Source organism: Pseudomonas palleroniana (assembly GCF_022836895.1).
Lineage (GTDB): Bacteria > Pseudomonadota > Gammaproteobacteria > Pseudomonadales > Pseudomonadaceae > Aquipseudomonas > Aquipseudomonas palleroniana.
Genome location: NZ_CP092411.1, coordinates 5,826,124 through 5,850,996, shown reverse-complemented (window position 1 = coordinate 5,850,996; position 24,873 = coordinate 5,826,124). Strand labels below are relative to the sequence as shown.

General features: G+C 59.5%; 27 protein-coding genes and 1 tRNA gene. 6 read left to right on the top strand and 22 right to left on the bottom strand.

The window, feature by feature from the left end; genetic code table 11:
* Positions 1 to 6: 6 nt before the first annotated feature.
* From MJP36_RS26365 to MJP36_RS26310, 12 genes are all read right to left on the bottom strand, one after another.
* On the bottom strand, positions 7 to 588 hold the full coding sequence (locus tag MJP36_RS26365; protein WP_234016604.1) for a type III secretion protein: 582 nt from the start codon (positions 586 to 588) through the stop codon (positions 7 to 9).
* Positions 581 to 1,354 carry a type III secretion system inner membrane ring lipoprotein SctJ gene (gene sctJ, locus MJP36_RS26360; RefSeq protein ID WP_090366930.1) on the bottom strand — a complete coding sequence of 258 codons (774 nt, stop codon included), beginning with the start codon at positions 1,352 to 1,354 and terminating at the stop codon, positions 581 to 583. Before sctJ ends, MJP36_RS26365 begins: the two co-directional genes overlap by 8 nt.
* A gap of 7 nt (positions 1,355 to 1,361) precedes the next feature.
* Entirely contained in the window at positions 1,362 to 1,724 is a 363-nt protein-coding gene (locus MJP36_RS26355) for a hypothetical protein (protein WP_244384395.1), read from the bottom strand.
* A gap of 418 nt (positions 1,725 to 2,142) precedes the next feature.
* Complete coding sequence (locus MJP36_RS26350) at positions 2,143 to 3,057, bottom strand: sigma 54-interacting transcriptional regulator (protein WP_104995456.1); 915 nt, start codon at positions 3,055 to 3,057, stop codon at positions 2,143 to 2,145.
* Between the two features lie 325 nt (positions 3,058 to 3,382).
* Positions 3,383 to 4,483 carry a redox-regulated ATPase YchF gene (gene ychF / locus MJP36_RS26345; RefSeq protein ID WP_060754813.1) on the bottom strand — a complete coding sequence of 367 codons (1,101 nt, stop codon included), beginning with the start codon at positions 4,481 to 4,483 and terminating at the stop codon, positions 3,383 to 3,385.
* A gap of 22 nt (positions 4,484 to 4,505) precedes the next feature.
* Complete coding sequence (gene pth, locus MJP36_RS26340) at positions 4,506 to 5,090, bottom strand: aminoacyl-tRNA hydrolase (RefSeq protein ID WP_003171596.1); 585 nt, start codon at positions 5,088 to 5,090, stop codon at positions 4,506 to 4,508.
* 166 nt (positions 5,091 to 5,256) lie between these two features.
* Positions 5,257 to 5,853: a 50S ribosomal protein L25/general stress protein Ctc gene (locus MJP36_RS26335; protein ID WP_060754814.1), complete on the bottom strand. Its 597-nt coding sequence runs from the start codon at positions 5,851 to 5,853 to the stop codon at positions 5,257 to 5,259.
* A gap of 137 nt (positions 5,854 to 5,990) precedes the next feature.
* Complete coding sequence (locus tag MJP36_RS26330) at positions 5,991 to 6,932, bottom strand: ribose-phosphate pyrophosphokinase (protein WP_003171603.1); 942 nt, start codon at positions 6,930 to 6,932, stop codon at positions 5,991 to 5,993.
* Between the two features lie 46 nt (positions 6,933 to 6,978).
* Positions 6,979 to 7,053, bottom strand: a tRNA-Gln gene (locus MJP36_RS26325).
* A gap of 37 nt (positions 7,054 to 7,090) precedes the next feature.
* Positions 7,091 to 7,894: a 4-(cytidine 5'-diphospho)-2-C-methyl-D-erythritol kinase gene (gene ispE, locus MJP36_RS26320; protein ID WP_218580446.1), complete on the bottom strand. Its 804-nt coding sequence runs from the start codon at positions 7,892 to 7,894 to the stop codon at positions 7,091 to 7,093.
* A gap of 49 nt (positions 7,895 to 7,943) precedes the next feature.
* Positions 7,944 to 8,561: a lipoprotein insertase outer membrane protein LolB gene (lolB, locus tag MJP36_RS26315; RefSeq protein WP_244384393.1), complete on the bottom strand. Its 618-nt coding sequence runs from the start codon at positions 8,559 to 8,561 to the stop codon at positions 7,944 to 7,946.
* Positions 8,562 to 8,565: 4 nt separating this feature from the next.
* Positions 8,566 to 10,290: a tetratricopeptide repeat protein gene (locus MJP36_RS26310; RefSeq protein ID WP_090366918.1), complete on the bottom strand. Its 1,725-nt coding sequence runs from the start codon at positions 10,288 to 10,290 to the stop codon at positions 8,566 to 8,568.
* Between the two features lie 182 nt (positions 10,291 to 10,472).
* Between MJP36_RS26310 and hemA the strand changes: the two genes are divergently transcribed.
* From hemA to MJP36_RS26280, 6 genes are all read left to right on the top strand, one after another.
* On the top strand, positions 10,473 to 11,762 hold the full coding sequence (gene hemA / locus MJP36_RS26305) for a glutamyl-tRNA reductase (RefSeq protein ID WP_060754818.1): 1,290 nt from the start codon (positions 10,473 to 10,475) through the stop codon (positions 11,760 to 11,762).
* Positions 11,759 to 12,841, top strand: a complete 1,083-nt coding sequence (gene prfA / locus MJP36_RS26300; protein ID WP_060754819.1) for a peptide chain release factor 1 — start codon at positions 11,759 to 11,761, stop codon at positions 12,839 to 12,841. The genes hemA and prfA overlap by 4 nt, the downstream gene beginning before the upstream one ends.
* Entirely contained in the window at positions 12,842 to 13,672 is an 831-nt protein-coding gene (prmC, locus tag MJP36_RS26295) for a peptide chain release factor N(5)-glutamine methyltransferase (RefSeq protein ID WP_104995458.1), read from the top strand.
* Positions 13,666 to 14,421 carry a molybdopterin-synthase adenylyltransferase MoeB gene (locus MJP36_RS26290; protein WP_104995459.1) on the top strand — a complete coding sequence of 252 codons (756 nt, stop codon included), beginning with the start codon at positions 13,666 to 13,668 and terminating at the stop codon, positions 14,419 to 14,421. The genes prmC and MJP36_RS26290 overlap by 7 nt, the downstream gene beginning before the upstream one ends.
* Positions 14,414 to 15,208: a glutamate racemase gene (gene murI / locus MJP36_RS26285; protein ID WP_090366911.1), complete on the top strand. Its 795-nt coding sequence runs from the start codon at positions 14,414 to 14,416 to the stop codon at positions 15,206 to 15,208. Before MJP36_RS26290 ends, murI begins: the two co-directional genes overlap by 8 nt.
* A 113-nt stretch (positions 15,209 to 15,321) precedes the next feature.
* Positions 15,322 to 15,840, top strand: coding sequence for an acyloxyacyl hydrolase (locus tag MJP36_RS26280; RefSeq protein ID WP_060754823.1), 519 nt, complete (start codon positions 15,322 to 15,324; stop codon positions 15,838 to 15,840).
* A 311-nt stretch (positions 15,841 to 16,151) separates the two neighbouring features.
* Here MJP36_RS26280 and MJP36_RS26275 read toward each other — a convergent pair whose 3' ends face one another.
* Genes MJP36_RS26275 through MJP36_RS26230 form a run of 10 tightly spaced genes read right to left on the bottom strand, consistent with a single transcriptional unit; the run spans position 16,152 to position 24,835 of the window.
* On the bottom strand, positions 16,152 to 16,457 hold the full coding sequence (locus tag MJP36_RS26275) for a YkgJ family cysteine cluster protein (protein WP_060754824.1): 306 nt from the start codon (positions 16,455 to 16,457) through the stop codon (positions 16,152 to 16,154).
* Between the two features lie 54 nt (positions 16,458 to 16,511).
* A complete protein-coding gene (locus MJP36_RS26270) occupies positions 16,512 to 17,003 on the bottom strand; it encodes a DUF2878 domain-containing protein (protein WP_244384392.1) in 492 nt (163 codons plus the stop codon).
* Positions 16,996 to 18,267, bottom strand: coding sequence for an SAM-dependent methyltransferase (locus MJP36_RS26265; RefSeq protein ID WP_198761603.1), 1,272 nt, complete (start codon positions 18,265 to 18,267; stop codon positions 16,996 to 16,998). Before MJP36_RS26265 ends, MJP36_RS26270 begins: the two co-directional genes overlap by 8 nt.
* Positions 18,254 to 19,063, bottom strand: a complete 810-nt coding sequence (locus tag MJP36_RS26260) for a DUF1365 domain-containing protein (RefSeq protein WP_244384391.1) — start codon at positions 19,061 to 19,063, stop codon at positions 18,254 to 18,256. The genes MJP36_RS26265 and MJP36_RS26260 overlap by 14 nt, the downstream gene beginning before the upstream one ends.
* The gene (locus tag MJP36_RS26255) at positions 19,060 to 20,307 is read right to left on the bottom strand and encodes an NAD(P)/FAD-dependent oxidoreductase (RefSeq protein WP_244384390.1); all 1,248 of its coding nucleotides are present in this window, start codon (positions 20,305 to 20,307) and stop codon (positions 19,060 to 19,062) included. Before MJP36_RS26255 ends, MJP36_RS26260 begins: the two co-directional genes overlap by 4 nt.
* Entirely contained in the window at positions 20,304 to 21,086 is a 783-nt protein-coding gene (locus MJP36_RS26250; protein WP_060754829.1) for an SDR family NAD(P)-dependent oxidoreductase, read from the bottom strand. The genes MJP36_RS26255 and MJP36_RS26250 overlap by 4 nt, the downstream gene beginning before the upstream one ends.
* On the bottom strand, positions 21,083 to 21,505 hold the full coding sequence (locus MJP36_RS26245) for a nuclear transport factor 2 family protein (RefSeq protein ID WP_104995464.1): 423 nt from the start codon (positions 21,503 to 21,505) through the stop codon (positions 21,083 to 21,085). Before MJP36_RS26245 ends, MJP36_RS26250 begins: the two co-directional genes overlap by 4 nt.
* Positions 21,498 to 22,940 carry a deoxyribodipyrimidine photo-lyase gene (phrB, locus tag MJP36_RS26240; protein ID WP_244384389.1) on the bottom strand — a complete coding sequence of 481 codons (1,443 nt, stop codon included), beginning with the start codon at positions 22,938 to 22,940 and terminating at the stop codon, positions 21,498 to 21,500. The genes MJP36_RS26245 and phrB overlap by 8 nt, the downstream gene beginning before the upstream one ends.
* Positions 22,941 to 23,870, bottom strand: a complete 930-nt coding sequence (locus MJP36_RS26235; protein ID WP_060754832.1) for a MerR family transcriptional regulator — start codon at positions 23,868 to 23,870, stop codon at positions 22,941 to 22,943. It lies immediately after the preceding gene.
* Positions 23,871 to 23,875: 5 nt separating this feature from the next.
* Positions 23,876 to 24,835 (bottom strand): YbgA family protein, encoded by a 960-nt coding sequence (locus tag MJP36_RS26230; RefSeq protein WP_244384388.1) that lies wholly within the window; start codon positions 24,833 to 24,835, stop codon positions 23,876 to 23,878.
* Positions 24,836 to 24,873: the final 38 nt, after the last annotated feature.

Here is a 24,873-nt window from a genome sequence, read left to right as displayed (position 1 = left end):
GACAGTTCAATCTTGCGTCGGCATAACATGGTGCGGGGGCACTCCGGAGGGGGCAGCGTGAAAGTCGTCTTCCGCCGCAGCGGTGGCACGCCAGATGACCGCCTGCCAGACAGTGTCCAGTTTGCTTCCCACTTGCGGTAGGTATTGGCTTTCGAGTTCCAGTACCCGACGGCGCGCAAAACTGAGGCGCAAGCGTTGCCACACGGTGTGATCGACCCAGGCGCGCAGATGATGCAGAGGGTCTTCACTGGGTTGTCGGGACGAGGAGGGCAGGGCCATGGATAGGCGGGCGCACCACTGGCGCTGGTCATGATTCAAAGCGGTATCGCGCTGTGGGTGGTAAATGCCGTCGACCAGGGTCAGCATCAACGCTTGTTGTTCAGGCGGTGCCAGTACCATCCGCAATAGCGCTGCAGAGGGCTGGATCGGCAGGCAGGGCGTGATGCCCAATGCGCGACTGATCAGCTCATGCCGGCCGCGGCATAACGCCAGGCTGGCGGGTGAGTTGAGATCGAAGGCGACCCATGGATGCTGCGAACGGCTCCAGGGGCAGGCCCACCAATGCACCCAGTCACGGATATCAGGCATGTGGTGGGGAGCTCGAAGGTGATGCGGTTCGCGTCTTGCGAAGCCATAGAGCAGCGGCAACGAGTGACACTATCAAGAGGATCAGCAAGACCGTCACACAGATCTGCCAAAAGGCCAGGTCAGCCTCGGGTACTAGAAACGCGCCGAAGTAGACCAGTCGTTCGCGCTCGATATAGGTCGCGGCCGGCACGAACGTAACGGTGAGTTTTTGCGGGTTGTCCGCCGTGGTGCTCATGCCGGGGATGCTGCTGGCAACCATCCTGCGCACGCGTGGCCTGATGTTGTCCGGCTCCAGCCTTGGATCGTGCTTGATAAAGACCGAGGCTGAAGCCGGTTGTACGGGTTCGCCCGGCGCTACACGCTCGGGCAGCACAACATGGACGCGGGCAACGATGACCCCATCTATGTTGGATAGCGTCGCCTCCAGTTCCTGGGACAAGGCATAGATATAGCGTGCACGCTCTTCCAGCGGGGTGGAGATGACCCCTTCCTTGCGAAAAATTTCACCGAGTGTGGTGCGCGCGGTTTTTGGCAGCCCTGCCGCCTCCAGCGTTCGAACCGCACGGGCGATATCGCTTGTGCGGACCCGTACCACGACACCGTCTTTTTCCAGCGCTTTCTGGGCACGGATATGCTTGTCCGCCAGTTCGGCGATCACATCGTTGGCTTCCTGCTCGGACAGTTGGCGGTGAAGGTCAATGCGTTCGCCACAGCCGCTCAGCATGAACATCAGCGCAAGTAATAAATAGATGAAACGCGTGCGCATTAGCGGCCTACTGCAAGTTGGTGGTTTTTTCTACCATCGAAACGCAGTGCTTAATGATTTTCACCGACACGGTCAGGACCTCTTTGCTTTCAGCCAGCGCCTGCGGGACTTGAACTGATTTTATCGAGTTCTTGTTTTTCACCAGGTCGCTCAAACCCTTGGAGACATCGTTGGCACGCGTTCTCAGATAGTTGGATTGCTCGGCCAGAAAGTGCGTGCCGATGGTGGGGGGTGGTGTTTTCACGCTGTCATTGGTTGCCAGGGCTGACGCAAAAAAGTGGCTGTCGATGGTGCTTTCAGCGCCCGTCGTGGCTTCGGCGATTGGAAGCGGTGTGGAAGGCGGCGAGGCCCACTCGTTTTTTAAAAGCATGTAATCTCCACCCATTGCACGAGATTGATAACGAAGAGAGTTGCCTCCCTTGCAAACCAGGCAAAGGAGGCAATAGGGTCAGGGCCTGTTCGCGCCTATTTGCTGCATTATTTTGGTGAGTTTTTCGACAAGAATACTGGTGCGGGTGAGCTCGACGTTTTCCGCATTCTTAGTTTCTTGCAGTTCCTTTGTCTGGAGTATTGCCTGTTCGTTTGTGAGACGTCCGAGTGAGGAAACATTGTTAATAGACATATGCAGTACCTTTTTAAGATTGGATCTTGCTAAGTGCTCAGCACTGTGTGTTTAAAAGCTAGCGAGCTAGTGCTCATGTTATGGGTGGCGGAAGAGGCTTCAACGGTTCCTGATGAGTATTGTTTAGTTATTTCTGGATATTTCGTCGGTGTTGTCTGTTAACGGCCTAGTTGAATATGTTCAGGTGTTTCAAACGGTAGTAAAGCGTGCGCTTCGGGATTCCCAGTTCCACCGCCACACTTTCCACACAATCGGCATGACGTTTCAGGGAGGCCTCAATCAGTGATTTCTCGATTTGTTGCAGTTTTTCCTTGAACGGTTGCACCCTCTGCTCCACCAGCGGTTCGCACAGGGGCGGCAAGCCCAACACAAAGCGCTTTGCCGCTGAACGCAGCTCCCGGATGTTGCCGAGCCAGCCGTGACACAGCAATTGTTGGAACAACGTAGGGGAAGGCGTCGGTGCGGCGCATTTGAAGTGCTCGGCTTCCTGTTGAACCATGCTCAAGAACAACGGAATGATTTGCTCCTGGCGAGTACGCAGCGGTGCGAGGCGGATGCTGACAACATTGAGCCGGAAGAACAGATCGCGCCTGAAGGTACCTTGTTCAACCATGTCATGCAGCGATTGCTGGGCAGAGGCGATCACACGCATGTCTACCGGGATGAAACGGGTCGACCCCAGGCGTTCCACTCCGCGAGACTCCAGTGCACGCAATAGCTTGGCTTGCAGCGCGAGGGGCATGCTATCGATTTCATCCAGATACAACGTGCCTAAATGCGCGGCTTCAATAAACCCGGCACGTGACTGCACCGCGCCGGTATAAGCGCCGCTGTTCACACCGAACAATTGGCTTTCCGCCAGGCTTTCCGGAATCGCTGCGCAGTTCACGGCGACGAAGTTTCCTCGACGCCCGGATAAACGATGAACGCGTTGGGCCAGTGTGTCTTTGCCAGTCCCCGTTTCTCCTAATAACAGAATGTCAACATTGAGTGTTGCAGTGCTATTGATTGTATGCTCGATATCGGAACTTTCAGTGAGTGGATGGTCTGTTTCGTGTTCTTCTTGAAAGACGGCCGACATAGTGTGGATGCTCTACTCTCACGTTTAATTCACTGTGGGTGGCGCAAATGATAAAGGCCACTCAGTAGAGCTTAAATTGCGAAGAATGTCATGAGTTCTTCAATGGATAATCGCAGGAAGTAGAGTGGGAAAAGTTGGATTGAGTGAGCGGTTAAGTTGTGCAAGTGCTTTTTTGTTTTTAACGCCGCACAGCAAGTAAGAATAATCTTAAAGTAGTGATGAGTGGAGGGAAGTAACAGCTTGTTTGTGGTTTTAAATCCAACGCCCACAAAAAAGCCGATGCATTGCATCGGCTTGATGTTGTAGCGAAGTCTTGCGGTAATGCTTACACGTTAAAACGGAAGTGCATCACGTCGCCATCCTTGACGATGTATTCCTTGCCTTCCAGGCGCCACTTACCGGCTTCCTTGGCACCGGCTTCACCCTTGTACTGGATAAAGTCGTTGTAGGCGATCACCTCGGCGCGGATGAAGCCTTTTTCAAAGTCGGTGTGGATCACACCCGCAGCCTGTGGCGCGGTGGCACCGACCTTGACGGTCCAGGCACGGACTTCTTCAACACCGGCCGTGAAGTAGGTCTGCAGGTTGAGCATTTCGTAACCGGCACGAATCACGCGGTTCAGACCCGGCTCTTCCAGGCCCAGGGCCTCAAGGAACATGTCTTTCTCTTCGCCGTCTTCAAGCTCGGCGATTTCCGCTTCGATCTTGTTGCACACAGGCACAACCACTGCGCCTTCTTCCTCGGCGATGGCCTTGACCACGTCGAGCAGCGGGTTGTTCTCGAAGCCATCTTCGGCGACGTTGGCGATGTACATCACAGGCTTGGTGGTCAGCAGGTGGAAGCCTTTGATCACGGCCTTCTCATCCGCGCCCATGTTCTTCATCAGGCTGCGTGCCGGCTTGCCTTCGGTGAAGTGAGCGATCAGTTGCTCCAGCAGGCCCTTCTGGACCACGGCGTCCTTGTCACCGCCTTTGGCGTTGCGTGCGACTTTCTGCAGTTGTTTCTCGCAGCTGTCTAGGTCAGCGAAGATCAGTTCCAGATCGATGATCTCGATGTCGCGTTTCGGGTCGACGCTGTTGGAGACGTGAATCACGTTCTCGTCTTCGAAGCAGCGGACCACATGGGCGATAGCATCGGTTTCACGGATGTTGGCCAGGAACTTGTTGCCCAGGCCCTCACCTTTCGAGGCACCGGCCACCAGGCCGGCGATGTCGACGAATTCCATGGTGGTCGGCAGGATGCGCTTCGGATTGACGATAGCCGCCAGTGCGTCCAGGCGAGGGTCCGGCATCGGCACGATGCCGCTGTTGGGCTCGATGGTGCAGAAGGGGAAGTTCTCCGCCGCAATACCGGACTTGGTCAGGGCGTTGAACAGGGTGGATTTGCCGACGTTGGGCAGGCCGACGATGCCGCAATTGAATCCCATGGTGTTTTCCCCTCGGTAAGAGTCAGGCCTTCTGGCTGTGCAGGTTTTTCATCGCACGGTTCCATTCACCGGCGAAGATATCCGGCAGCACGCCGAGGGCAAAGTCGATGCTGGCATCGAGTTTTTCCTGTTCGGCGCGTGGCGCACGACCCAGGACGAAATTTGAAACCATACTGGCGACGCCTGGGTGGCCAATGCCGAGCCGCAAGCGGTAGAAATTATTCTGATTACCCAACTGCGCAATGATGTCGCGCAGACCATTATGCCCACCATGCCCGCCGCCCAGCTTGAGCTTGGCGACACCGGGAGGCAGGTCCAGTTCGTCATGGGCCACCAGGATTTCTTCGGGTTTGATCCGAAAGAAGCCCGCAAGCGCCGCGACGGCCTGGCCACTGCGGTTCATGTAGGTGGTGGGAATCAGCAGACGAACATCCTGACCTTGATGCGAGAAGCGTCCGGTCAGGCCAAAATATTTGCGATCGGCCGCAAGGTTCACACCTTGTGCGTGGGCGATACGCTCAACAAAAAGGGCCCCTGCGTTATGCCGGGTCTGTTCGTATTCGGCGCCTGGATTTCCCAGGCCAACGATCAGTTTAATGGCAGTCACGACAGGGGCCCTTCTTTTGGAGTTGTGGATAAGATCGCCAGACCTGAGTGCGGCGAAAGTGGACGACATTACATCATTTACTCAAGAGTAAACGCCGCGTTATCGCCCGCTTTCTCGCTACGTCTCGGTCCGCGATGTTTCCTCAAGCTCCGGCAATACAGAGTAATTACTCTGCAGCGCCTTCTTCAGCTTCTGGAGCAACGCGTGGAGCGTGAACGTTGGCAACAGCTTTGTCATCACCGTGAGCCAGTGCAACGAACTCAACGCCTTTTGGCGCCTTGATGTCGGACAGGTGAACGATGGCGCCGATTTCCAGAGCCGACAGGTCGACTTCGATGAACTCAGGCAGGTCTTTCGGCAAGCAGGTCACTTCGATTTCGTTCAGAACGTGCGAGATCTCGCCGCCTTTCTTGACCGGAGCTTCTTCACCAACAAAGTGCACAGGCACGATCGCGGTCAGTTTCTGGCCGGCAACAACGCGAACGAAGTCAGCGTGCATGATGAATTGCTTGGACGGGTGACGCTGCATCGCTTTAACGATGACGTTCTGCTTGGCGCCATCGACGTTCAGCTCGATCACGTGGCTGTAGGCAGCTTCGTTTTCGAACAGCTTGGCGATTTCTTTGGCCAGGATGGTTACGGATTCAGCAGGCTTGTTGCCACCGTAAACAACAGCAGGGATGTTGGCGGCGTGACGCAGGCGGCGGCTCGCACCTTTCCCCAGGTCAGTACGCGCTTGGGCGTTCAGAGTAAAGTCAGTCATTTTGTATCTCCAAAATAGCCATTATCGAGGGGCGTTTGCGACCAGCGCCGTACTCGATATGGGCAAAAAAGCCCCGCCCCGACAGGATGCCGGGGCGGGGCGCTTTTCGTCAGTGAGGTGTTCCTAAGGTTTAACCCTTAACGGAACATCGCGCTGATCGATTCTTCATTGCTGATGCGGCGAACCGCCTCGGCAACGACCGGTGCGATATCCAGTTGGCGGATACGCGCACAGGCTTGAGCGGCGGCGGACAACGGGATGGTGTTGGTCACCACCAGTTCGTCCAGCACGGAATTCTCGATGTTCTCGATCGCTCGGCCCGACAGCACAGGGTGTGTGCAGTAGGCGAAGACTTTAGCCGCACCGTGCTCTTTCAAGGCTTTCGCCGCGTGGCACAGGGTGCCGGCGGTGTCGACCATGTCATCAACCAGAATACAGGTACGCCCTTCGACATCACCGATGATATGCATCACTTCAGAGTGATTGGCTTTTTCACGGCGTTTGTCGATGATCCCGAGGTCCACGCCCAGGGATTTGGCAACAGCCCGTGCACGCACGACGCCACCAATGTCCGGGGACACGATCATCAGGTTTTCAAAGCGCTGATCTTCGATGTCATCCACCAATACTGGGGAGCCGTAGATGTTATCTACCGGAATATCGAAGAACCCCTGGATTTGGTCAGCGTGCAGGTCAACCGTGAGAACACGGTCGATGCCTACCACGGTCAGCATGTCAGCAACGACTTTCGCGCTGATAGCCACACGTGCGGAACGCGGACGGCGATCCTGACGGGCATAACCAAAGTAAGGGATTACAGCTGTGATTCGAGTCGCTGAGGAGCGGCGGAAGGCATCAGCCATCACGACGAGTTCCATCAGGTTATCGTTGGTCGGAGCGCAAGTCGGCTGAATAATGAAGACGTCTTTACCGCGAACGTTTTCATTGATCTCGGCTGTAATTTCGCCGTCGGAAAACTTGCCGACAGAGATGTCACCGAGAGGGATATGCAGCTGACGTACGACACGTCGAGCCAGATCGGGGTTAGCGTTCCCCGTAAAGACCATCATCTTGGACACGCGCAGTACCTAGAGGCTGAGGGTAACCTGGATGAGTATTAGAAAATGGCAGGGGCGGCTGGATTCGAACCAACGCATGGCAGGATCAAAACCTGCTGCCTTACCGCTTGGCGACGCCCCTGTATCTGTTGCAACGAGTGCCTAACACTCGGTTCCTTTTAGAGCAGACTTTGCAGCTTGCGATGCAACATAGAAACGTTGCTTCCCTTTGCTACAAACCCTGTAAGGGTCTCTGTAAGAAGGGCCGAGACTTTATCAGCTTCAGCTTTGTTTGGGAAGCCCCCAAACACACAACTTCCAGTTCCGGTTAATTTTGCTTCGGTAAAATTACCTAACAAATTCAAAGCGTTACGTACCTCTGGATAACGCCTTGCTACAACCGGTAAGCAGTCATTTCGACTGTTTCCCTTGGGAACGGGGCGCACTTTAATGGGAGAAGAGTTACGTGTCAACAACGGATCTGAAAAAATTTCTGCTGTACTTACAGATACTTGCGGAACAAGCACGACATACCACGGCTCTTCGGGGTATTCCGGCGTGAGTTTCTCCCCCACGCCCTCAGCAAAAGCGGCCCGTCCGTGCACGAAAACCGGGACGTCGGCGCCTAGCGTCAGGCCCAGCGCGGCCAGGCGATCAAGGTCCCAGCCCAGTTGCCACAAGTGATTCAGACCCAGCAGTGTGGTCGCGGCGTTCGAGCTGCCACCACCGATTCCGCCGCCCATGGGCAGAATTTTATCGATCCATATGTCGATGCCCAGTGAGCAACCGGATTGTTCCTGAAGTTTTTTGGCCGCTTTCACAATCAGGTTGCTGTCGTGGGGCACACCTTCGAATTCGGTGTGCAAGCGGATCACACCATCGTCGCGCACGGCGAAGGTGAGTTCATCGCCGTAGTCGAGAAATTGAAACAGTGTCTGCAATTCGTGATAGCCGTCTTCACGGCGACCGAGAATGTGCAGCATCAGATTGAGTTTGGCAGGCGAGGGTAGGGTCAACTTATCTACGGTCACGTTATTGCCCCAGCTTGCGCGGTTGCCAGTCCTTGATCACCAGGGTGACGTCCAGGTCTGTGCCATGCAGCTTGATACGCTCCGGCAGCCAGTAGCCGCCCTGTTCTACATAGCTGAGGTACTGGACCTGCCAGCCATCCTGCTCCAGTGACGCGAGGCGGCTGTCGCCATTGAGGCTCAGACGGCTCTTGCTGTCCGGTGCGGGCAAGCCGCGCACCCACCATACAAGGTGCGACACGGGCAGTTTCCAGCCAATCTGTTCTTCCAGCAGCGCCTCCGGCGATGCCGCTTCATAGCGCCCCTGGTTGGCCACTTCAAGGTTCACCTGGCCGGGCCGACCGGTCAGGCGAGCTGCGCCGCGACCGAGCGGGCCGGACAGGCGAATATCGTAGTAGTCCTGGCGTTGCAGCCAGAACAGCGTGCCGCTGCCCGAATCTTTCGGCGCGCGCACTCCGACCTTACCCTCTATCTGCCAGCCATCAATGCTGCTGAGCTGGTTTTTGTGCTGTTTCCATTGCCCTGGGTTGCCCTGGCCTTCAACGGATTCGCGGCTACCGACACCCGCGCAGCCGGCGAGCAGGGCAATAAGACTGAACACTACAATGTGGCGCAAGAACATAAGCTTAAAGGGTCTCGGATCCGGTCAGGCGCTTGATGGTGCCGCGCAGGATAGGGCTTTCGGGTTGTTCCTTGAGGAATTTTTCCCAGATTTGTCGCGCTTCGCGCTGCTTGCCGTTGGCCCACAGCACTTCACCCAGGTGGGCGGCGACTTCCTGGTCGGGGAAGCGTTCCAGTGCCTGGCGCAGCAGGCGTTCCGCTTCGTCCAGGTTACCCAGGCGGTAATTCACCCAGCCCAGGCTGTCGAGTACGGCCGGGTCTTCCGGGTTGATCTTGTGCGCTTGCTCGATCAGCGCCTTGGCTTCGTCGTAGCGCGTGGTGCGATCAGACAAGGTGTAACCCAAGGCGTTAAGTGCCATGGCGTTCTCGGGGTCGCGCTTGATGATCAGGCGCAGGTCTTTTTCCATCTGTGCCAGGTCATTGCGTTTTTCCGCCTGCATGGCGCGGGTATACAGCAGGTTCAGATCATCGGGGTATTGCAGCAAGGCTTGTTGCAGCAATTTCCAGGCGCGCTCGCCCTGCTTGTTGGCGGACAAGGTTTCGGCCTGGATCAAGTACAGCTGGATTGCGTAGTCCGGTTCGGCATCGCGGGCCGCAGCCAGGCGTTTTTCCGCTTCATCGGTACGGCCGTTGCTCATCAGGATATCGGCCTGGCGCAACTGGGCGGGCAGGTAGTCGTTACCTGGGCCGACCTGGGCGTACTCCAGCAGGGCGGCCTGGGGATCATTGCGCTCTTCAGCAATACGGCCAAGGTTCAGGTGCGCCGAATCGACGTGGCTTTCCCGCGCAATCAGCTCCTCCAGATAACCCTTGGCTTCGTCCCAGGCCTTGGCTTCCAGGCACACCAGCGCCAGGGAATAGCGCAGCTCGTCATCGTCCGGGTACTGCTGGACCAGGTTGGCGAACTGGACTTTGGCGTCCTCCATGCGGTCCTGCTCGACCAGCATTCGCGCGTAGGTCAGGCGCAGGCGCTTGTCGTCCGGGTATTTCTTGATGCTTTTTTCCAGCAGTGGAATCGCTTCCTTGCCGCGATTGAGGTTCTGCAGCAGGCGTGCGCGCAGCAGGATCGGAGCGATCTCGCCCTCTTCCGGCGGGTTCTGTTCCAGCAGTTTCAAGGCTGCGTCGGCTTCGTCATCCTGTTGCAACAGCAACGCCTTGCCGAAAATCAGCTGGCTGTTCTTCGGATGCTTTTGCAGCAGGCGGTCGAAACCCTTCATCAGGCCATTGCGCGTGTCCTGGTCGGTATCGGCGGCCGACAGCGCGAGGAAGTCGAAATGGGTGTCACCCTTGCCTTGTAGGACTTTCTCCATATAAACCATGGAGTCGTCATAGCGCCCGGCGCGTGCCAGTTGAACCGCCGCGGCCCGCTGGGCTTCCAGGTCGTCCGGGGCGTTTTTTGCCCAGATCAGCGAGCTGTCCAGCGCAGCCTGGTCGGCGCCCAGGTATTCGGCGATGCGAAACGCCCGCTCGGAAATGCCGGGGTCCTGGGTATTGATCGCTTGGGTCACATAGTTATCCAGCGCAATATCGAAACGATTTCGCTGGCCGGCCAGTTCCGCCGTCAGCAGGCTGTAGACCGTCTCTTCACTGAACGAGGAGTAAACCTTGGGTTTTTCAGGGGCGGGAGTGCTGTCTTCCACCGGTGGCGTACCGTCCGGCGATACGGGTGCCATGGCCTGGCAGCCGCTGAGGAAGACAAAAGCAAGGAGCAACGCGGAGGATCTATTCATATAGGAAGAGGACGACTAACCTGCGGTCGGATCATCATGACACAAGCCTTCGGCCAAACATAACCGAGTCTCAGTGGATGCCTTTATAGACACAAGGCATTAGGACAATAGCCTACGGTGGTTGTTCTGAATCATTCGAAGTAGGACAATTGTCGGCTTCCCGACATCATCAGCGATATTGAATGGCCTTCCTCGCACTCGGTATTAACCACAAGACTGCTACCGTAGACGTGCGCGAGCGCGTGGCGTTTACGCCAGAGCAGTTGGTTGAGGCCTTGCAGCAGCTCTGCCGGCTCACCGACAGCCGCGAAGCTGCAATCCTTTCGACCTGCAATCGCAGCGAGCTTTATATAGAGCAGGAGCATCTTTCAGCGGATGGGGTACTGCGCTGGCTGGCCGATTACCACCATTTAAGCCTCGACGACCTGCGCGCCAGCGCCTATGTGCACGAAGAAGATGCGGCAGTTCGTCACATGATGCGCGTCGCCGCAGGGCTCGACTCGCTGGTGTTGGGCGAACCGCAAATCCTCGGCCAGATGAAGTCCGCCTATGCCGTGGCCCGCGAGGCCGGCACCGTGGGGCCGCTGCTGGGCCGCCTGTTCCAGGCCACGTTCAATTCGGCCAAGCAAGTGCGCACCGACACGGCCATCGGCGAAAACCCGGTATCCGTGGCGTTTGCCGCCGTCAGCCTGGCCAAGCAGATTTTCAGTGACCTGCAGCGCAGCCAGGCGCTGCTGATCGGCGCCGGTGAGACCATCACGCTCGTCGCCCGGCACCTGCACGACCTGGGCGTGAAACGTATCGTGGTGGCCAACCGTACGCTTGAGCGCGCGAGCATCCTGGCCGAGCAGTTCGGTGCGCACGCCGTTCTGCTCTCGGACATTCCGGCCGAACTGGTGCGCAGCGATATCGTGATCAGCTCAACCGCCAGCCAGTTGCCGATCCTGGGCAAGGGCGCGGTGGAAAGCGCACTGAAACTGCGCAAGCACAAGCCGATCTTCATGGTCGATATCGCTGTTCCCCGCGATATCGAACCCGAAGTCGGCGAGTTGGACGACGTTTACCTCTATAGCGTCGACGACTTGCATGAAGTGGTCGCCGAAAACCTCAAGAGCCGCCAGGGCGCTGCCCAGGCCGCAGAGGAAATGGTCAGCGTCGGCGCCGAAGATTTCATGGTGCGCCTGCGTGAACTGGCAGCGGTGGATGTACTCAAGGCGTATCGTCAGCAGAGCGAACGCCTGCGCGACGAGGAGTTGGCCAAGGCCCAGCGGTTGCTGGCCAACGGCAGCAGTGCCGAAGAGGTGTTGATGCAACTGGCCCGTGGCCTGACCAACAAGTTGCTGCATGCACCCAGTGTGCAGTTGAAAAAGCTTACCGCCGAAGGCCGCCTTGATGCGCTGGCCATGGCCCAGGAACTCTTTGCCCTCGGTGAGGGCGCGTCAGATAGCTCTTCGGATAAAAAACCGCAATGAAAGCGTCACTGCTCAATAAACTGGATGTGCTCCAGGACCGTTTCGAAGAACTGACCGCCTTGCTCGGCGATGGTGAGGTCATCTCCGATCAGACCAAATTCCGCGCCTATTCCAAGGAATACGCCGAAGTCGAGCCGGTGGTCGCCACCTATAAGAACTTGCTGAAGGTGCAGGCCGACCTCGAAGGCGCCCAGGCGCTGCTCAAGGACAGCGACCCGGACATGCGTGAAATGGCCGTGGAAGAAGTCCGCGAGGCCAAGGAAAAGCTGGCCGAGCTGGAAGGCGACCTGCAACGCATGTTGCTGCCCAAAGATCCGAACGATGGCCGCAACGTGTTTCTCGAAATTCGCGCCGGCACCGGTGGTGACGAGGCGGCGATCTTCTCCGGCGACCTGTTTCGCATGTACTCGCGTTATGCCGAACGTCGTGGCTGGCGCGTGGAGATCCTGTCCGAGAACGAGGGCGAACACGGTGGCTATAAAGAAGTCATCGCCCGGGTTGAAGGCGACAACGTCTACGGCAAGCTCAAGTTCGAGTCCGGCGCGCACCGTGTACAGCGGGTTCCTGCGACTGAGTCCCAGGGCCGCATCCACACCTCGGCGTGTACCGTGGCGGTGTTGCCCGAGCCGGACGAGCAGGAAGCCATCGAGATCAACCCGGCGGACTTGCGCATTGACACCTACCGTTCGTCGGGTGCCGGCGGCCAGCATGTGAACAAGACCGACTCGGCGATCCGGATCACCCACTTGCCGTCGGGGATCGTGGTGGAGTGCCAGGAAGAGCGTTCCCAGCACAAGAACCGTGCGCGAGCCATGTCCTGGCTGTCGGCCAAACTCAACGACCAGCAGACCAGCGCTGCCGCCAACGCGATTGCCAGCGAGCGTAAATTGCTGGTCGGGTCGGGTGACCGTTCCGAACGCATTCGTACCTACAACTTTGCCCAGGGCCGGGTCACCGACCACCGCGTCAACCTGACCCTTTATTCCCTCGACGAAATTCTTGCCGGCGGCGTTGAAGCGGTGATCGAGCCGTTGCTCGCTGAGTACCAGGCTGATCAATTAGCGGCGATCGGTGAATAAATGACCATCATCGCCAGCCTGCTGCGCGCCGCCGACCTGCCCGACTCGCCCACTGCGCGCCTGGATGTGGAACTCTTGCTGGCGGCTGCCCTGGGCAAATCGCGCAGTTACCTGCACACCTGGCCGGAGAAAATCGTCAGCAGTGAAGACGCGCTGACCTTCGCCGGTTACCTGCAGCGCCGCCGCAGCGGCGAGCCGGTAGCGTATATCCTCGGCCAGCAGGGCTTCTGGAAGCTGGACCTGGAGGTCGCGCCCCACACGCTGATCCCGCGTCCCGAAACCGAACTGCTGGTGGAAGCCGCCCTGGAACTGTTGCCCGCATCGCCCGCCAAGGTCCTCGACCTGGGCACCGGCAGCGGCGCCATTGCCCTGGCCCTGGCCAGCGAGCGGCCGGCCTGGCAAGTCACCGCTGTCGACCGGGTATTGGAAGCCGTGGCCCTGGCCGAGCGCAATCGCCAGCGCCTGCACCTGAAGAACGCCAGGGTGTTGAACAGCCATTGGTTCAGCGCCCTGCAAGGCGAGCGCTTTGATCTGATCATCAGCAACCCGCCGTATATCGCCGACAACGATCCGCATCTGGTCGCCGGCGATGTGCGTTTTGAGCCGGCCAGCGCACTGGTGGCGGGCCACGATGGCCTGGATGATTTGCGGTTGATCAGCCAAGCGGCGCCTGCTCACCTGAATGCCGGTGGTTGGCTGTTGCTCGAGCATGGTTACGATCAGGCGGCCGCCGTGCGTGACCTGTTGCTGAGCCAGGGGTTCGAACAGGTGCACAGCCGCATCGACCTTGGCGAGCACGAACGCATCACCCTGGGGCGCCGGCCATGCTGACCGACCAGGAGCTTTTGCGCTACAGCCGACAGATTCTGTTGCAGCATGTCGACATCGAAGGTCAGTTGCGCCTGAAAAACGGCCGGGCGCTGATCATCGGCCTCGGCGGGCTGGGCGCGCCGGTCGCGTTGTACCTGGCTGCTGCGGGCGTGGGCCAATTGCACCTGGCGGACTTCGACACGGTCGACCTGACCAACCTGCAACGCCAGATCATCCACGACACCGACAGCGTTGGGCAGACCAAGGTCGATTCAGCCATGCGCCGCCTGACGGCCATCAACCCTGATATCACCTTGCTTGCCCACCGTGTGGCGCTGGATGCCGATTCGCTGGCGGCGGCGGTGGCGAATGTGGATGTGGTGCTCGATTGCAGCGACAACTTCTCTACCCGTGAGGCCGTTAACGCAGCCTGCGTCGCCGCTGCCAAGCCATTGATCAGCGGCGCGGCGATTCGGCTTGAGGGGCAATTGTCGGTGTTCGATCCGCGTCGCGCCGACAGCCCGTGCTACCACTGTTTATATGGGCACGGCAGCGATACCGAACTGACTTGCAGCGAGGCCGGCGTCGTCGGGCCTCTGGTGGGGCTGGTCGGTAGCCTGCAAGCGCTGGAGGCGTTGAAGCTGCTCGCCGGTTTTGGTGAGCCGTTGGTGGGCCGCTTGTTGCTGGTCGATGCCTTGACCACACGGTTTCGCGAACTGCGGGTCAAGCGCGACCCGGGCTGCAGCGTGTGCGGGACTCAGCGTGGATAAGGGCGCGCCTATCGGTGTGTTCGACTCCGGCGTCGGCGGCTTGACGGTGCTGGATGAAATTCAACGGTTGTTGCCCCATGAGTCGCTGCTGTATGTCGCGGACTGTGGGCATATCCCCTACGGCGAGAAAAGTCCGGCGTTCATTCTCGAGCGCTCCCGCACAGTCGCCGAGTTTTTCCGCAAGCGCGGCGCCAAGGCGTTTGTGATCGCCTGCAACACCGCGACTGTCGCCGCGGTCGCTGACTTGCGCCAGGACTACCCCGACTGGCCTCTGGTGGGAATGGAGCCCGCGGTCAAGCCAGCGGCTGCCGCTACGCGCAGCGGCGTCGTCGGTGTGCTTGCCACTACCGGTACCTTGCAAAGTGCCAAGTTCGCCGCCTTGCTCGACCGCTTCGCCACCGACGTGCGGGTGATTACCCAGCCTTGCCCGGGGCTGGTGGAGTTGATTGAAACCGGCGACCTCGTCAGCCCTGCGCTGCGCACTATGTTGCAGGGTTATGTCGAACCGCTGCTCAACGCCGGCTGCGACACCATTATTCTGGGCTGCACCCACTACCCATTCCTCAAGCCGTTGCTGGAGCAGATGCTCCCGCCGAGCATCATTCTGATCGACACCGGCGCCGCCGTGGCACGTCAGCTCAAGCGATTATTGGGCGAGCGCGACCTGATAGGCACTGATAAGCCTGAACATGCGCAGTTCTGGACCAGTGGTGATGTCGATCATTTAAGAAATATCTTACCGACACTATGGAAATATCCTGGCGTTGTGAGTAGTTTTGGCTCGTGAAAAATTCGTGAAAAAACCTCGGTTAGAAGCTGAACTTCTGACACTACGCAGGCTTCTATACCGAGTTAGCCCTTACATATCACTCTAACTCCGTTCTTAAAGGACTGTTTCTTATGAAGCGTTTGTTCGCTTTGGCTACGATTGTGGCCGCTGTGGTGGGACACTCTGTTTCGGCCCAGGCCGCCGGCCTGGAATTCGGGGTGGGGGGCACGAGTGATTCGACGATGACCTATCGCCTGGGTCTGACTTCCGACTGGGATAAAAGCTGGTGGCAGAGCGATACCGGCCGGCTGACCGGTTACTGGAGTGGCGCCTATACCTATTGGGACGGTGACAAGCGCGCCAGTGTAAGCAGCGTGTCGTTCTCACCAGTGTTTGTGTATGAGTTTGCCGGAGAGTCGGTCAAACCCTACATCGAGGCTGGGGTCGGTGTGGCGCTGTTCTCGCGCACGCGGGTCGAGGACAATAACATCGGCCAGTCCTTCCAGTTCGAAGACCGGTTGGGCTTTGGCCTGCGCTTTGCGGGTGGGCATGAAGTGGGTATCCGTGCCACGCACTATTCCAACGCTGGCATCAGCAGCAACAACGACGGGGTGGAAAGCTACTCGCTGCACTACACCCTGCCGTTGTAATTCTTCAGAACACTGCCAAACCCCTGTGGGAGGGGGCTTGCCCTAATGCCTGTCAGTTAAGCGATAGAGCGGACGATGGATAACCTGTGGGAGGGGGCTTGCTCCCGATAGGCCGCGCAGCGGCCTCAAAAATGGGCCTGCTACGCAGTCCATCGGGAGCAAGCCCCCTCCCACAATGACCGCGTTAAGCCTTAACTGACTGGCATCAGGGCTTGCCCCCGATAGCGCGGGTTCAGTCAATGCATCTGCAACTGACACCACGCAATCGACCGCAAGCCCTTCCCGCATTCTGCTCTGCGCTCATCTCAACATCAGCGATACGCGGTCGCAATCCCTTCACGCTCGGTCAGGCATTCCGGCGCTCCCATCTCGAACTCCCGGCAAATCAGCGGTCGCCTGTCGTAAATGGTGCACATCATCGTGTCCCGATCCAGCGCCGCACACCAGCCGTCGTCAAGGCGCAGCATGACTTCGCCGCCCCATTCATCGGTATCGATATAGCGCTCCGGCACACCGGTATCGGTGATCAGCATGACTTCCAGCTGGCAACAGCAGGCTGCGCATGTCGAACAGGTGACGGCGGGTTCGGTGATCTGGGTATGGGGGATGTGGGTCATAGGTGCGCAGTGTAAGGCAAGCGCATGATGTGCGTATGAATGCTCTGACAGACGTCACTGCTCCAGTTGCCGTGCGATCCAGTGCAGCAGTGGGAACAGCGCCGCCCACAGCAGCGCCAGGCCGATGAGGGTGAGTGTCGTGCCGTAACCGAAACGCACGCCCGCCAATTGGCTGCCGGCGTAATAAGACAACGGCCCGCCGATCGCCCCCAACAGGCTCGCCCGCCACCACGGCTGAGCGCTCCAGGCCAGGCAATGCCGCAGGGTGGTTGCCAGCAACGCCCACAGCAGCATCAGCCAAAACGGAATCAGTGGCCCTGGAAAGCTGAAGTGAAACACCCCGAACGTACGCAAGAAGGTATCGATCACGATGCCCAGCAAGGCCACGGCAAGGATCACCTGGCCTTCCTGGGACCATGAACTGGTCCATAACAAGTGGATGGCCAGCACCATGCCTCCCACCAGTAACCAGTGACTGTCACCGCCGAGCACGCAAGCAAACCAGCCGCACTGGAATAGCACGGCGTTTGCCAAGGGTTTAAGCACTGAAACGCCCGAGCAAGGGCGGGGTGATCGCCGCCGGTTTGGCCAGCAGTAACTGCGCGGTGCCAATGGTTCGTTCCATGAAGCCTCCTTCGCAGTAGCACAAGTAGAACTCCCACAAGCGCAGGAAGTACTCATCGTAGCCCAGCTCGGAGAGCCGGCCGTGAGCGCGGCGCAGGTTCTCATGCCACAGGCGCAGGGTGCGCGCGTAATGCAGGCCGAAGTCTTCCATGTGCAGCAGGTTCATGTCGGTGTCGCGGCAGACGATCTGCAGCATGTTTTGCACGCACGGCAGGGCGCCACCGGGGAAAATGTAGCGTTGGATAAAGTCGACGCTGCGCTTGGCCTGTTCGAAGCGTTGCTCGCGAATGGTGATGGCTTGCAGCAACATCAGGCCCTGCGGCTTGAGCAGGTGGGCGCATTGCTTGAAGTAGGTGGGCAGGAAACGATGGCCGACGGCTTCAATCATTTCGATGGACACCAGCTTGTCGTACTGGCCGCTCAGGTCGCGGTAATCCTGCAGCAACAGGGTGACCTGGCCCTGCAATCCCAGCGCCTCAATGCGTTTCTCGGTGTAGGCGAACTGCTCTTTGGACAACGTCGTGGTGGTGACCTTGCAACCGTAGTGCTGCGCCGCGTACAGCGCCATGCTGCCCCAGCCGGTGCCGATTTCCAGCAAGTGGTCGGTGGGCTTGAGTGCCAGTTTCTGGCAAATGCGTGCAAGCTTGTTCAGTTGCGCCTGTTCCAGGGTGTCATCGGGCGTGAGGAATTGGGCTGCCGAATACATCATGGTCGGGTCGAGGAATGCTTCGAACAGGTCATTGCCCAGGTCGTAATGGGCCGCGATATTCTTCTGCGAGCCTTTGCGGGTATTGCGGTTGAGCCAGTGCAAGGCCTGGGTGAACGGGCGGGCCAGGCGCGCCAGGCCGCCCTCCATGGCGTCGAGCACCTCCAGGTTGCTGACCATCACTCGCACCACGGCGGTCAGGTCCGGGCTGCTCCAGTAACCATGAATGAACGCCTCACCGGCACCGATAGAGCCGTTGGCCGCCACCAGGCCCCACACCGCCGGATCGAGGATGTGGATTTCCCCAAGCAAATGCGCTTCCCGTGCGCCGAATACCTGCCGTTCGCCGTCCTCGATCACCACCAGTTGACCGTGGCGCAGTTGGCTGAGTTGACGCAGCACGCCTTTGCGCAGCAGGGCGCCGGTCATGCCGTTGACGTTCATGCGGTGGGGCTTGACCGATAAGCTAGGGGATTTCATGGCGGTGATCCTTGGTATACCCGACTGCAGTGCGAGAGGCGCCATCGGCGGCCTGATGGGAAAAAATCGGTGTGCGTTTGAGCAGCAGGCGCAGCGCCTGCCAGTAAATCGCCAGGCAGGTCTTGGCGGTCATCCAGGGAAAGCGCCACAGGTAGCGATGCAGGCTGGCGCGATCCAGTGCTTGGCGTTGCAGGCTCAAGGTGGCGTCGAAGACCTTTTGCGCGCCCTGCCAATCAGCCATATGCACGCCCAGCCTGGCGCCGGGAGGGCTGAAACTCATGCGATATTCCAGGTCTCGGGGCAAAAACGGCGACACATGAAACGCCTTGGCTACGGCGAAGTGCTGGTGCTCACCGGCATCGAGGGGCTGGGCCGGCAGTACGTAGTGGTAGCGTTCGCGCCACGGGGTGTTGGTCACTTCACACAGGATGGCGGCCAGTGATCCATCGGCCTCGTAGCAATAGAAGAAGCTCACCGGGTTGAACGCCAGGCCCCAACTGCGGGCCTGGGTCAGCAGGCAGATAGCGCCTTGGGGTGCGCGCCCCAGCGCCTGGCCGACTTGCTGGCGCACGGCGTCGCTCAAACTCATGCCATGGCGAGTGAACTCACGCAGGTAATCCTGCTGACGAAAACCGAAGGGGGCCAGCCGACCGGCGCCGGCCAAGGGGGACAGCCCGAGTACTTGGTGTTCTTCGTTCAAATCCAGGTACAGCAGGCCGATGCGGTAGCGAAAGGCATGGCCTTTGGGCGCAAACCGGCGATGGGCGATCCAGCCGCTGTACAAGGCGCTGTTCACAGGCTTTCTCCAAAGGCTTGCGCCACGCGCAGGGCACTGACCACGCCGTCTTCGTGAAAACCGTTGGCCCAGTAGGCGCCGCAATAAAAGGTGTGGCGCGCGCCGTGCAACTCTTCCCAGCGCGCTTGTGCAGCCACTGCCGCCAGGCTGTATTGCGGATGGGCATAGGTGTAGCGCCCGAGGATCTTCAGTGGGTTGATCATCGGCGTCTGGTTGAGGCTGACGCAGAAGGTCGTCTCGCTGTCGATGCCTTGCAGGATGTTCATGTCATAGGTCACGGCCGCCTGCGTCTGCGCATCGCCGGCCAGCCGGTAGTTCCAACTGGCCCAGGCCAGCTTGCGCTCAGGCAACAGGCGCGTATCGGTGTGCAGCACCACATCGTTGTTGGCGTAGGGCAGGGCGCCAAGGATCTCCTGTTCGGCCTGGCTCGGGTCGGCGAGCAACGCCAGGGCTTGATCGCTGTGGCAGGCCAACACTACCCGGTCAAAGGCCTCGCTGCCGGCAGGGCTGTGGATAACCACGCCCTCAGGCGTGCGCTCGACCTTATGCACAGGGCAATTGAGGCGGATCCGCTCGCGAAAGCCTTGGGTCAACGGTTCTATGTAACGGCTGGAGCCACCTTCGATCACGCACCACTGCGGCCGTTTGTTTACCGACAGCAAACCGTGGTTCTTGAAGAAACGCACAAAGAACTGCAAGGGAAACCCCAGCATATCCGCCAGGGACATCGACCAGATCGCCGCGCCCATCGGCACAATGTAGTGCCGGATGAACCTTTGGCCATAACCGCCCGCTTCCAGATAAGCCCCCAGGGTCATCTCGGCGCTGATGCGCTGCTGTTGCAGGTCCAGCGGCGCCTGATGGTTGAAGCGCAGGATGTCGCGCAGCATGCCCCAGAATCCTGGCGACAGGATGTTGCGGCGCTGGGCGAAGAGACTGTTGAGGTTATTGCCGTTGTACTCGAAACCGGTGTTCTGATCGCACACCGAGAAGCTCATCTCAGTGGGTTTGAATTTCACCCCAAGCTGCTCCAGCAGGCGAATGAAGTGGGGGTAGGTCCAGTTGTTGAACACGATGAAACCGGTGTCCACCGCATAGTGCTTGCCCTCGACCGTCACGCTGGCGGTGTGGGTATGTCCGCCAATACGGTCGCCGGCCTCGAACAGGGTAATGTCGTGGCGACGGTTGAGCAGGTAGGCGCTGGTCAGCCCGGCGATGCCGCTGCCGATAATGGCGATCTTCACAGGTCGTCCTTCTGCGGTGGCGGGCTGCGCAGCATGCGTTTGCCGATGATCAGTTGCGCACGGTTGGGCAGTTTCGACAACGGCCACAACGTGGCGATGAACAGCGCGGGAAAGGCGATTTCCAAAGGCCGTTTGGCAAGCTGACCGAAGATATGCTTCGCCGCTTTGTCGGCGGACCAACTCAAGGGCATCGGGAAATCATTGCGTTCGGTCAGTGGCGTGTCGACAAAGCCCGGGCTGATCACCGTCACGTCGATATTCTCCGGCGACAGGCTGATGCGCAGCGCTTCGAACAAGTAGCGCAGCCCGGCCTTGGACGCACCATAGGCCTCGGCGCGGGGCATCGGCAGGTACGTCACCGCGCTGGCTACCCCCACCAGATGCGGACTCTGGCCTTTGCGCAAGAGCGGCAAGGCGGCCTCGATGCAGTAACTGCTGGCCAGCAGGTTGGTGCGTATCACGTACTCGATGATCGATGAGTCGAACTGTTTGGCATCGACATATTCACAGGTGCCGGCGTTGAGGATCACCGTGTCCAGCGAACCCCAGGCCGCCTCGATCCGCTCGCCGATCTCGCGTACGGTCTGGCTGTTGGTCAGGTCGCCGGCCACTACCAGCACCTGCCCCGAATAACGTTGGGCGAGTGCTTCCAGCGGGCCTTTGGTGCGCGCGCTCAGTGCCACGTGGGCACCGCTGTTGAGCAATTCCACGGCGAGCGCGGCACCGATGCCACTGCTGGCGCCGGTCAGCCAATAACGGCGGGGCGGTGTAGGGCTCATCCCAGTCTCCTCTTCAGCCAACGGATCAATCGGCCGAATAGCGGCAAGTGTTCATAGAGCAGTGCGCCTGCATCAAAATAGTCGCGATGGCGGTAGACCTTTTCGTGCCACAGCAGGTGTGAGCAGCCTTGTACGTTCACCTCCTCACCGTGGTTCAGGCGTGGGTGGCGAAAACTCATGTTCCAGCGCAGGTAGCCTTCGCCTTCCGCCACTTGGTCAAACCCCTGGAAGTCAAAGCGCAACTGGTTGACATGGCTGTACAGCTGGGTGAAGTAACGGTGCATTGCGGGGAGCCCGTGGACTTCGTGCAGCGGGTCGGCGAACACAATGTCCGGGCTGTACAGGCTGTCGAGCCGGTGCAGGTTGTGCTTGTCCAACGCGGCGAAGGCCTCGGCGAACCGTTGCAGGAAATCACTCATGTTCAGCGGCCTCCTGGCGTTGCGGCAGGCTGCGGAACGCGGCCAGTGCGCGCTCGCGGGAGTATTTCAGGTCGACCATCGGGCGCGGGTAATCGGCCACGCCGAACAGGCCGCCGACGGACTCCGGGTTGTGCACTTGTTTTTTATTCAGCGCGGCCAGTTCCGGCAGCCAGCGCTTGATGAACACACCCTCGCCGTCGAATTTTTCCGATTGGCTCAATGGGCTGAAAATCCGGAAGTACGGCGCCGAGTCGGTACCGGTGGAGGCGCTCCACTGCCAGCCACCGTTATTGGCGGCCAGGTCGCCGTCGATCAGGTGACGCATGAAAAAGCGCTCGCCCTCACGCCAGTCGATCAACAGGTTCTTGGTCAGGAACATCGCCACGACCATGCGCAGGCGGTTGTGCATCCAGCCGGTTTCCAGCAATTGGCGCATGGCGGCGTCGATGATCGGCAGGCCGGTGCGTGCTTGCTGCCAGGCGGCCAGTTCCTTGGGCGCGTGGCGCCAGGCCACGGCTTCGGTTTCGGGGCGGAAGGCGCGATGGCGCGACACCCTTGGGTAGCCGACGAGGATATGTTTGTAGAACTCGCGCCAGAGCAGCTCGTTGATCCAGGTGATAGCGCCGATGTCGCCGCTTTCGAATTCACCCTGGTTGGTTTGCAGCGCGGCATGCAGGCATTGGCGCGGCGACACCACGCCGGCGGCAAGGTACGCCGATAGCTGGCTGGTGCCGGGTTTGGCCGGGTAGTCGCGTTCGTCCTTGTAGTAGCTGATCTGTTGATCGGCGAAAGCATCGAGACGGCGGCGGGCCTCGTCCTCACCCGCAGGCCACAGGGCACGCAAGCTTTCACTGGGCGTTTCGAAGCCTTCAACGGTGGTCGGCACTGCATCACTGTCGAGCTTGAGTGGCGCCTGGGCTTCTGGTGTGGGCACGATCGGCGGCAAGGCGCTGTGCAGGCGGGTATAGCAGACTTTGCGGAACTGGCTGAATACCTGAAAGTAGGTGCCGGTCTTGGTCAGTACACTGCCTGGCTGGAAAAACAGTTGGTCGAGGTAGCTGTGGAACGTCACGCCGTCGGCTTCCAGGGCCTTGGCCACTGCGGCATCGCGGCGGCTTTCGTGGATGCCGTATTCCTCGTTGACATGCACCGACGCGACCGACAGCTCCCGACACAGTGCGCTCAGCACGCCCGGTACCTCTTCCCAAGTCGCAGCTGTGCGAATCAGCAAAGGAATATTCAGCGTGCCCAGCGCCTGGCTCAAGTGCTGCAGGTTGCGCAACCAGAAGTCGACTTTGCACGGTGCATCATCGTGAGCCAGCCATTGTTCGGGCGTGATCACGTAGATGGCCGCGGTCGGGCCTCGCCGGCATGCGGCAGCCAGGGCGGTGTTGTCGTGTAGGCGCAGGTCGGTGCGCAGCCAGATCAAATGCATTTAGACAATTCCACGCTGGATCAATAGCTGATGAGCCGACAACGGGTCTTCGGCCACGAACAATTGCGGGGTATCACGGCTCAACGCGACCAGTTCTGCCTGGTGGATGCATACCGTGGGGCCGGCAATCAATAGAGGGCAAGCAACGCCGCTCAAGTGTTTGGGCAGCGCCGCCAACTGAAGCGATTTGCTCGAATACAGCACCACGGCGCGGGGTTTCAGGTGAGCCACGGCCAGCGCCAGTTCGCCGGCCGGCAGTGGCCAGTCGAAGACTTCCACCGGGCAGTCGGCGCTGCTGGCCAGCCAGGCGCACAGCCACAGGTGCGGCTCCACGGGCAAGTCGGAATGGTTGATCAGCAGCAACGGGGCGCCATGCAGTTGACGATTGTTGTGATAGATGCGCGCGCCGAACTTGCTGCGCAGCCATGACAGGAAAAACACCCGCTCCATTTGTGCGCCGAGTTGGCCCTGCCACTTTTGCTCCAGTTCATTGAGCAGCGGCAGCATTAATTGCTCGCACAAGGTCCGTGGCGGGTACAACGCCATGGCCTGGTTGAACGCATCGTCGACCCGGCGCTCGGCCAGCTCGCTGATGGCCTGCACCAGTGTCTGGCGCAGGGCGTGCCATTCGTTTTCGACGGCGTCAGGCGGAGATTGGGCTGAGTCGATCAGGGATTTCACCTGGCTGACCGGCACGCCGCGATTGAGCCAGGTCAGAATGGTGTGGATACGTTGGACATGCTCGGCGCTGAACAGCCGGTGGCCCTTGGGCGTACGCTGCGGCACGATCAGGCCATAACGGCGTTCCCAGGCGCGCAGGGTGACCGGGTTGACACCGGTCTGGCGCGCCACTTCACGGATCGGCAGCCAACCATTTTGCAGGGCTTGCGCGATGTCCTCTCCGGGTTCGTCTAGCAGGGCAGCTTTCATATGAGTCAGATCGCGTTTCGCAGGCTGAGGTTTTCCGGGTGCGGTTGCAGGTACGCCTGCTGCGCGATATAGCGGTCCGGATGTTGGCGAAAGTGATGCTTGAGCAAGGTCAGCGGCACCACCAGCGGCACGATGCCGTGGCGGTATTGGCCGATGACCGTTTGCATTTCTTGCTTATCCTCGGCGCTGATGGCCTGTTTGAGGTAGCCGCTGATGTGCTGCAGCACGTTGGTGTGGGTGCCACGGGTGGCGCATTTTTTCAGGCCGGTCATCAACTCGCTGAAATAGCCGGCAGCCAGGTCTTCCAAGTCGATGTCCTTGGTCATGCTGCCCAGGAGGTGGCCGAGGCTTTTGTAATGCGCCGGGCTATGGGCCATCAGCAAGTATTTGTAGCGCGAATGGAAAGCCAGCAGGCGATGGCGGGTGAGGCCGTCAACCAATAGCTGTTGCCAACTGGCATAGACGAAGACGCGGGTCAGGAAGTTTTCTCGTAGCACCGGGTCATTCAGGCGGCCGTCTTCCTCCACCGGCAGGTTGGGGTGACGTGCGCAAAACGCGTTGGCATAAATGCCCCGGCCGCCGCCATCGACGGGCGTGCCGTTGTCGCGGTAGACCTTGACCCGCTCCAGGCCGCACGACGGCGATTTCTGCATGAAGATGTAGCCGCACAGGTCGGTATGTTGCTCAGCCATTTGCTGGCCATAATCATCCAGCGGCTGGGTGACATTCAGTTCGCGGCGTACCGTACCGACGGCTTGCGGCTGTGCCGGGTCGCCTACCAGGCGAATCGGTTCGCGGGGGATGCCCATGCCGATCGCCACTTCGGGGCAGAGCGGCACAAAGTCGAAATAGTCGGCGAGGGTCTGGCTGCACAACAGGGATTGTTTGTGTCCGCCATTGAAGCGCACGTTCTCGCCGAGCAGGCAGGCACTGATGGCGATCTTCGGTTTTGCAGTGCGGGACATGACCAAACCTCTGTGAAATTCCTGTACAAGCCTTGGAG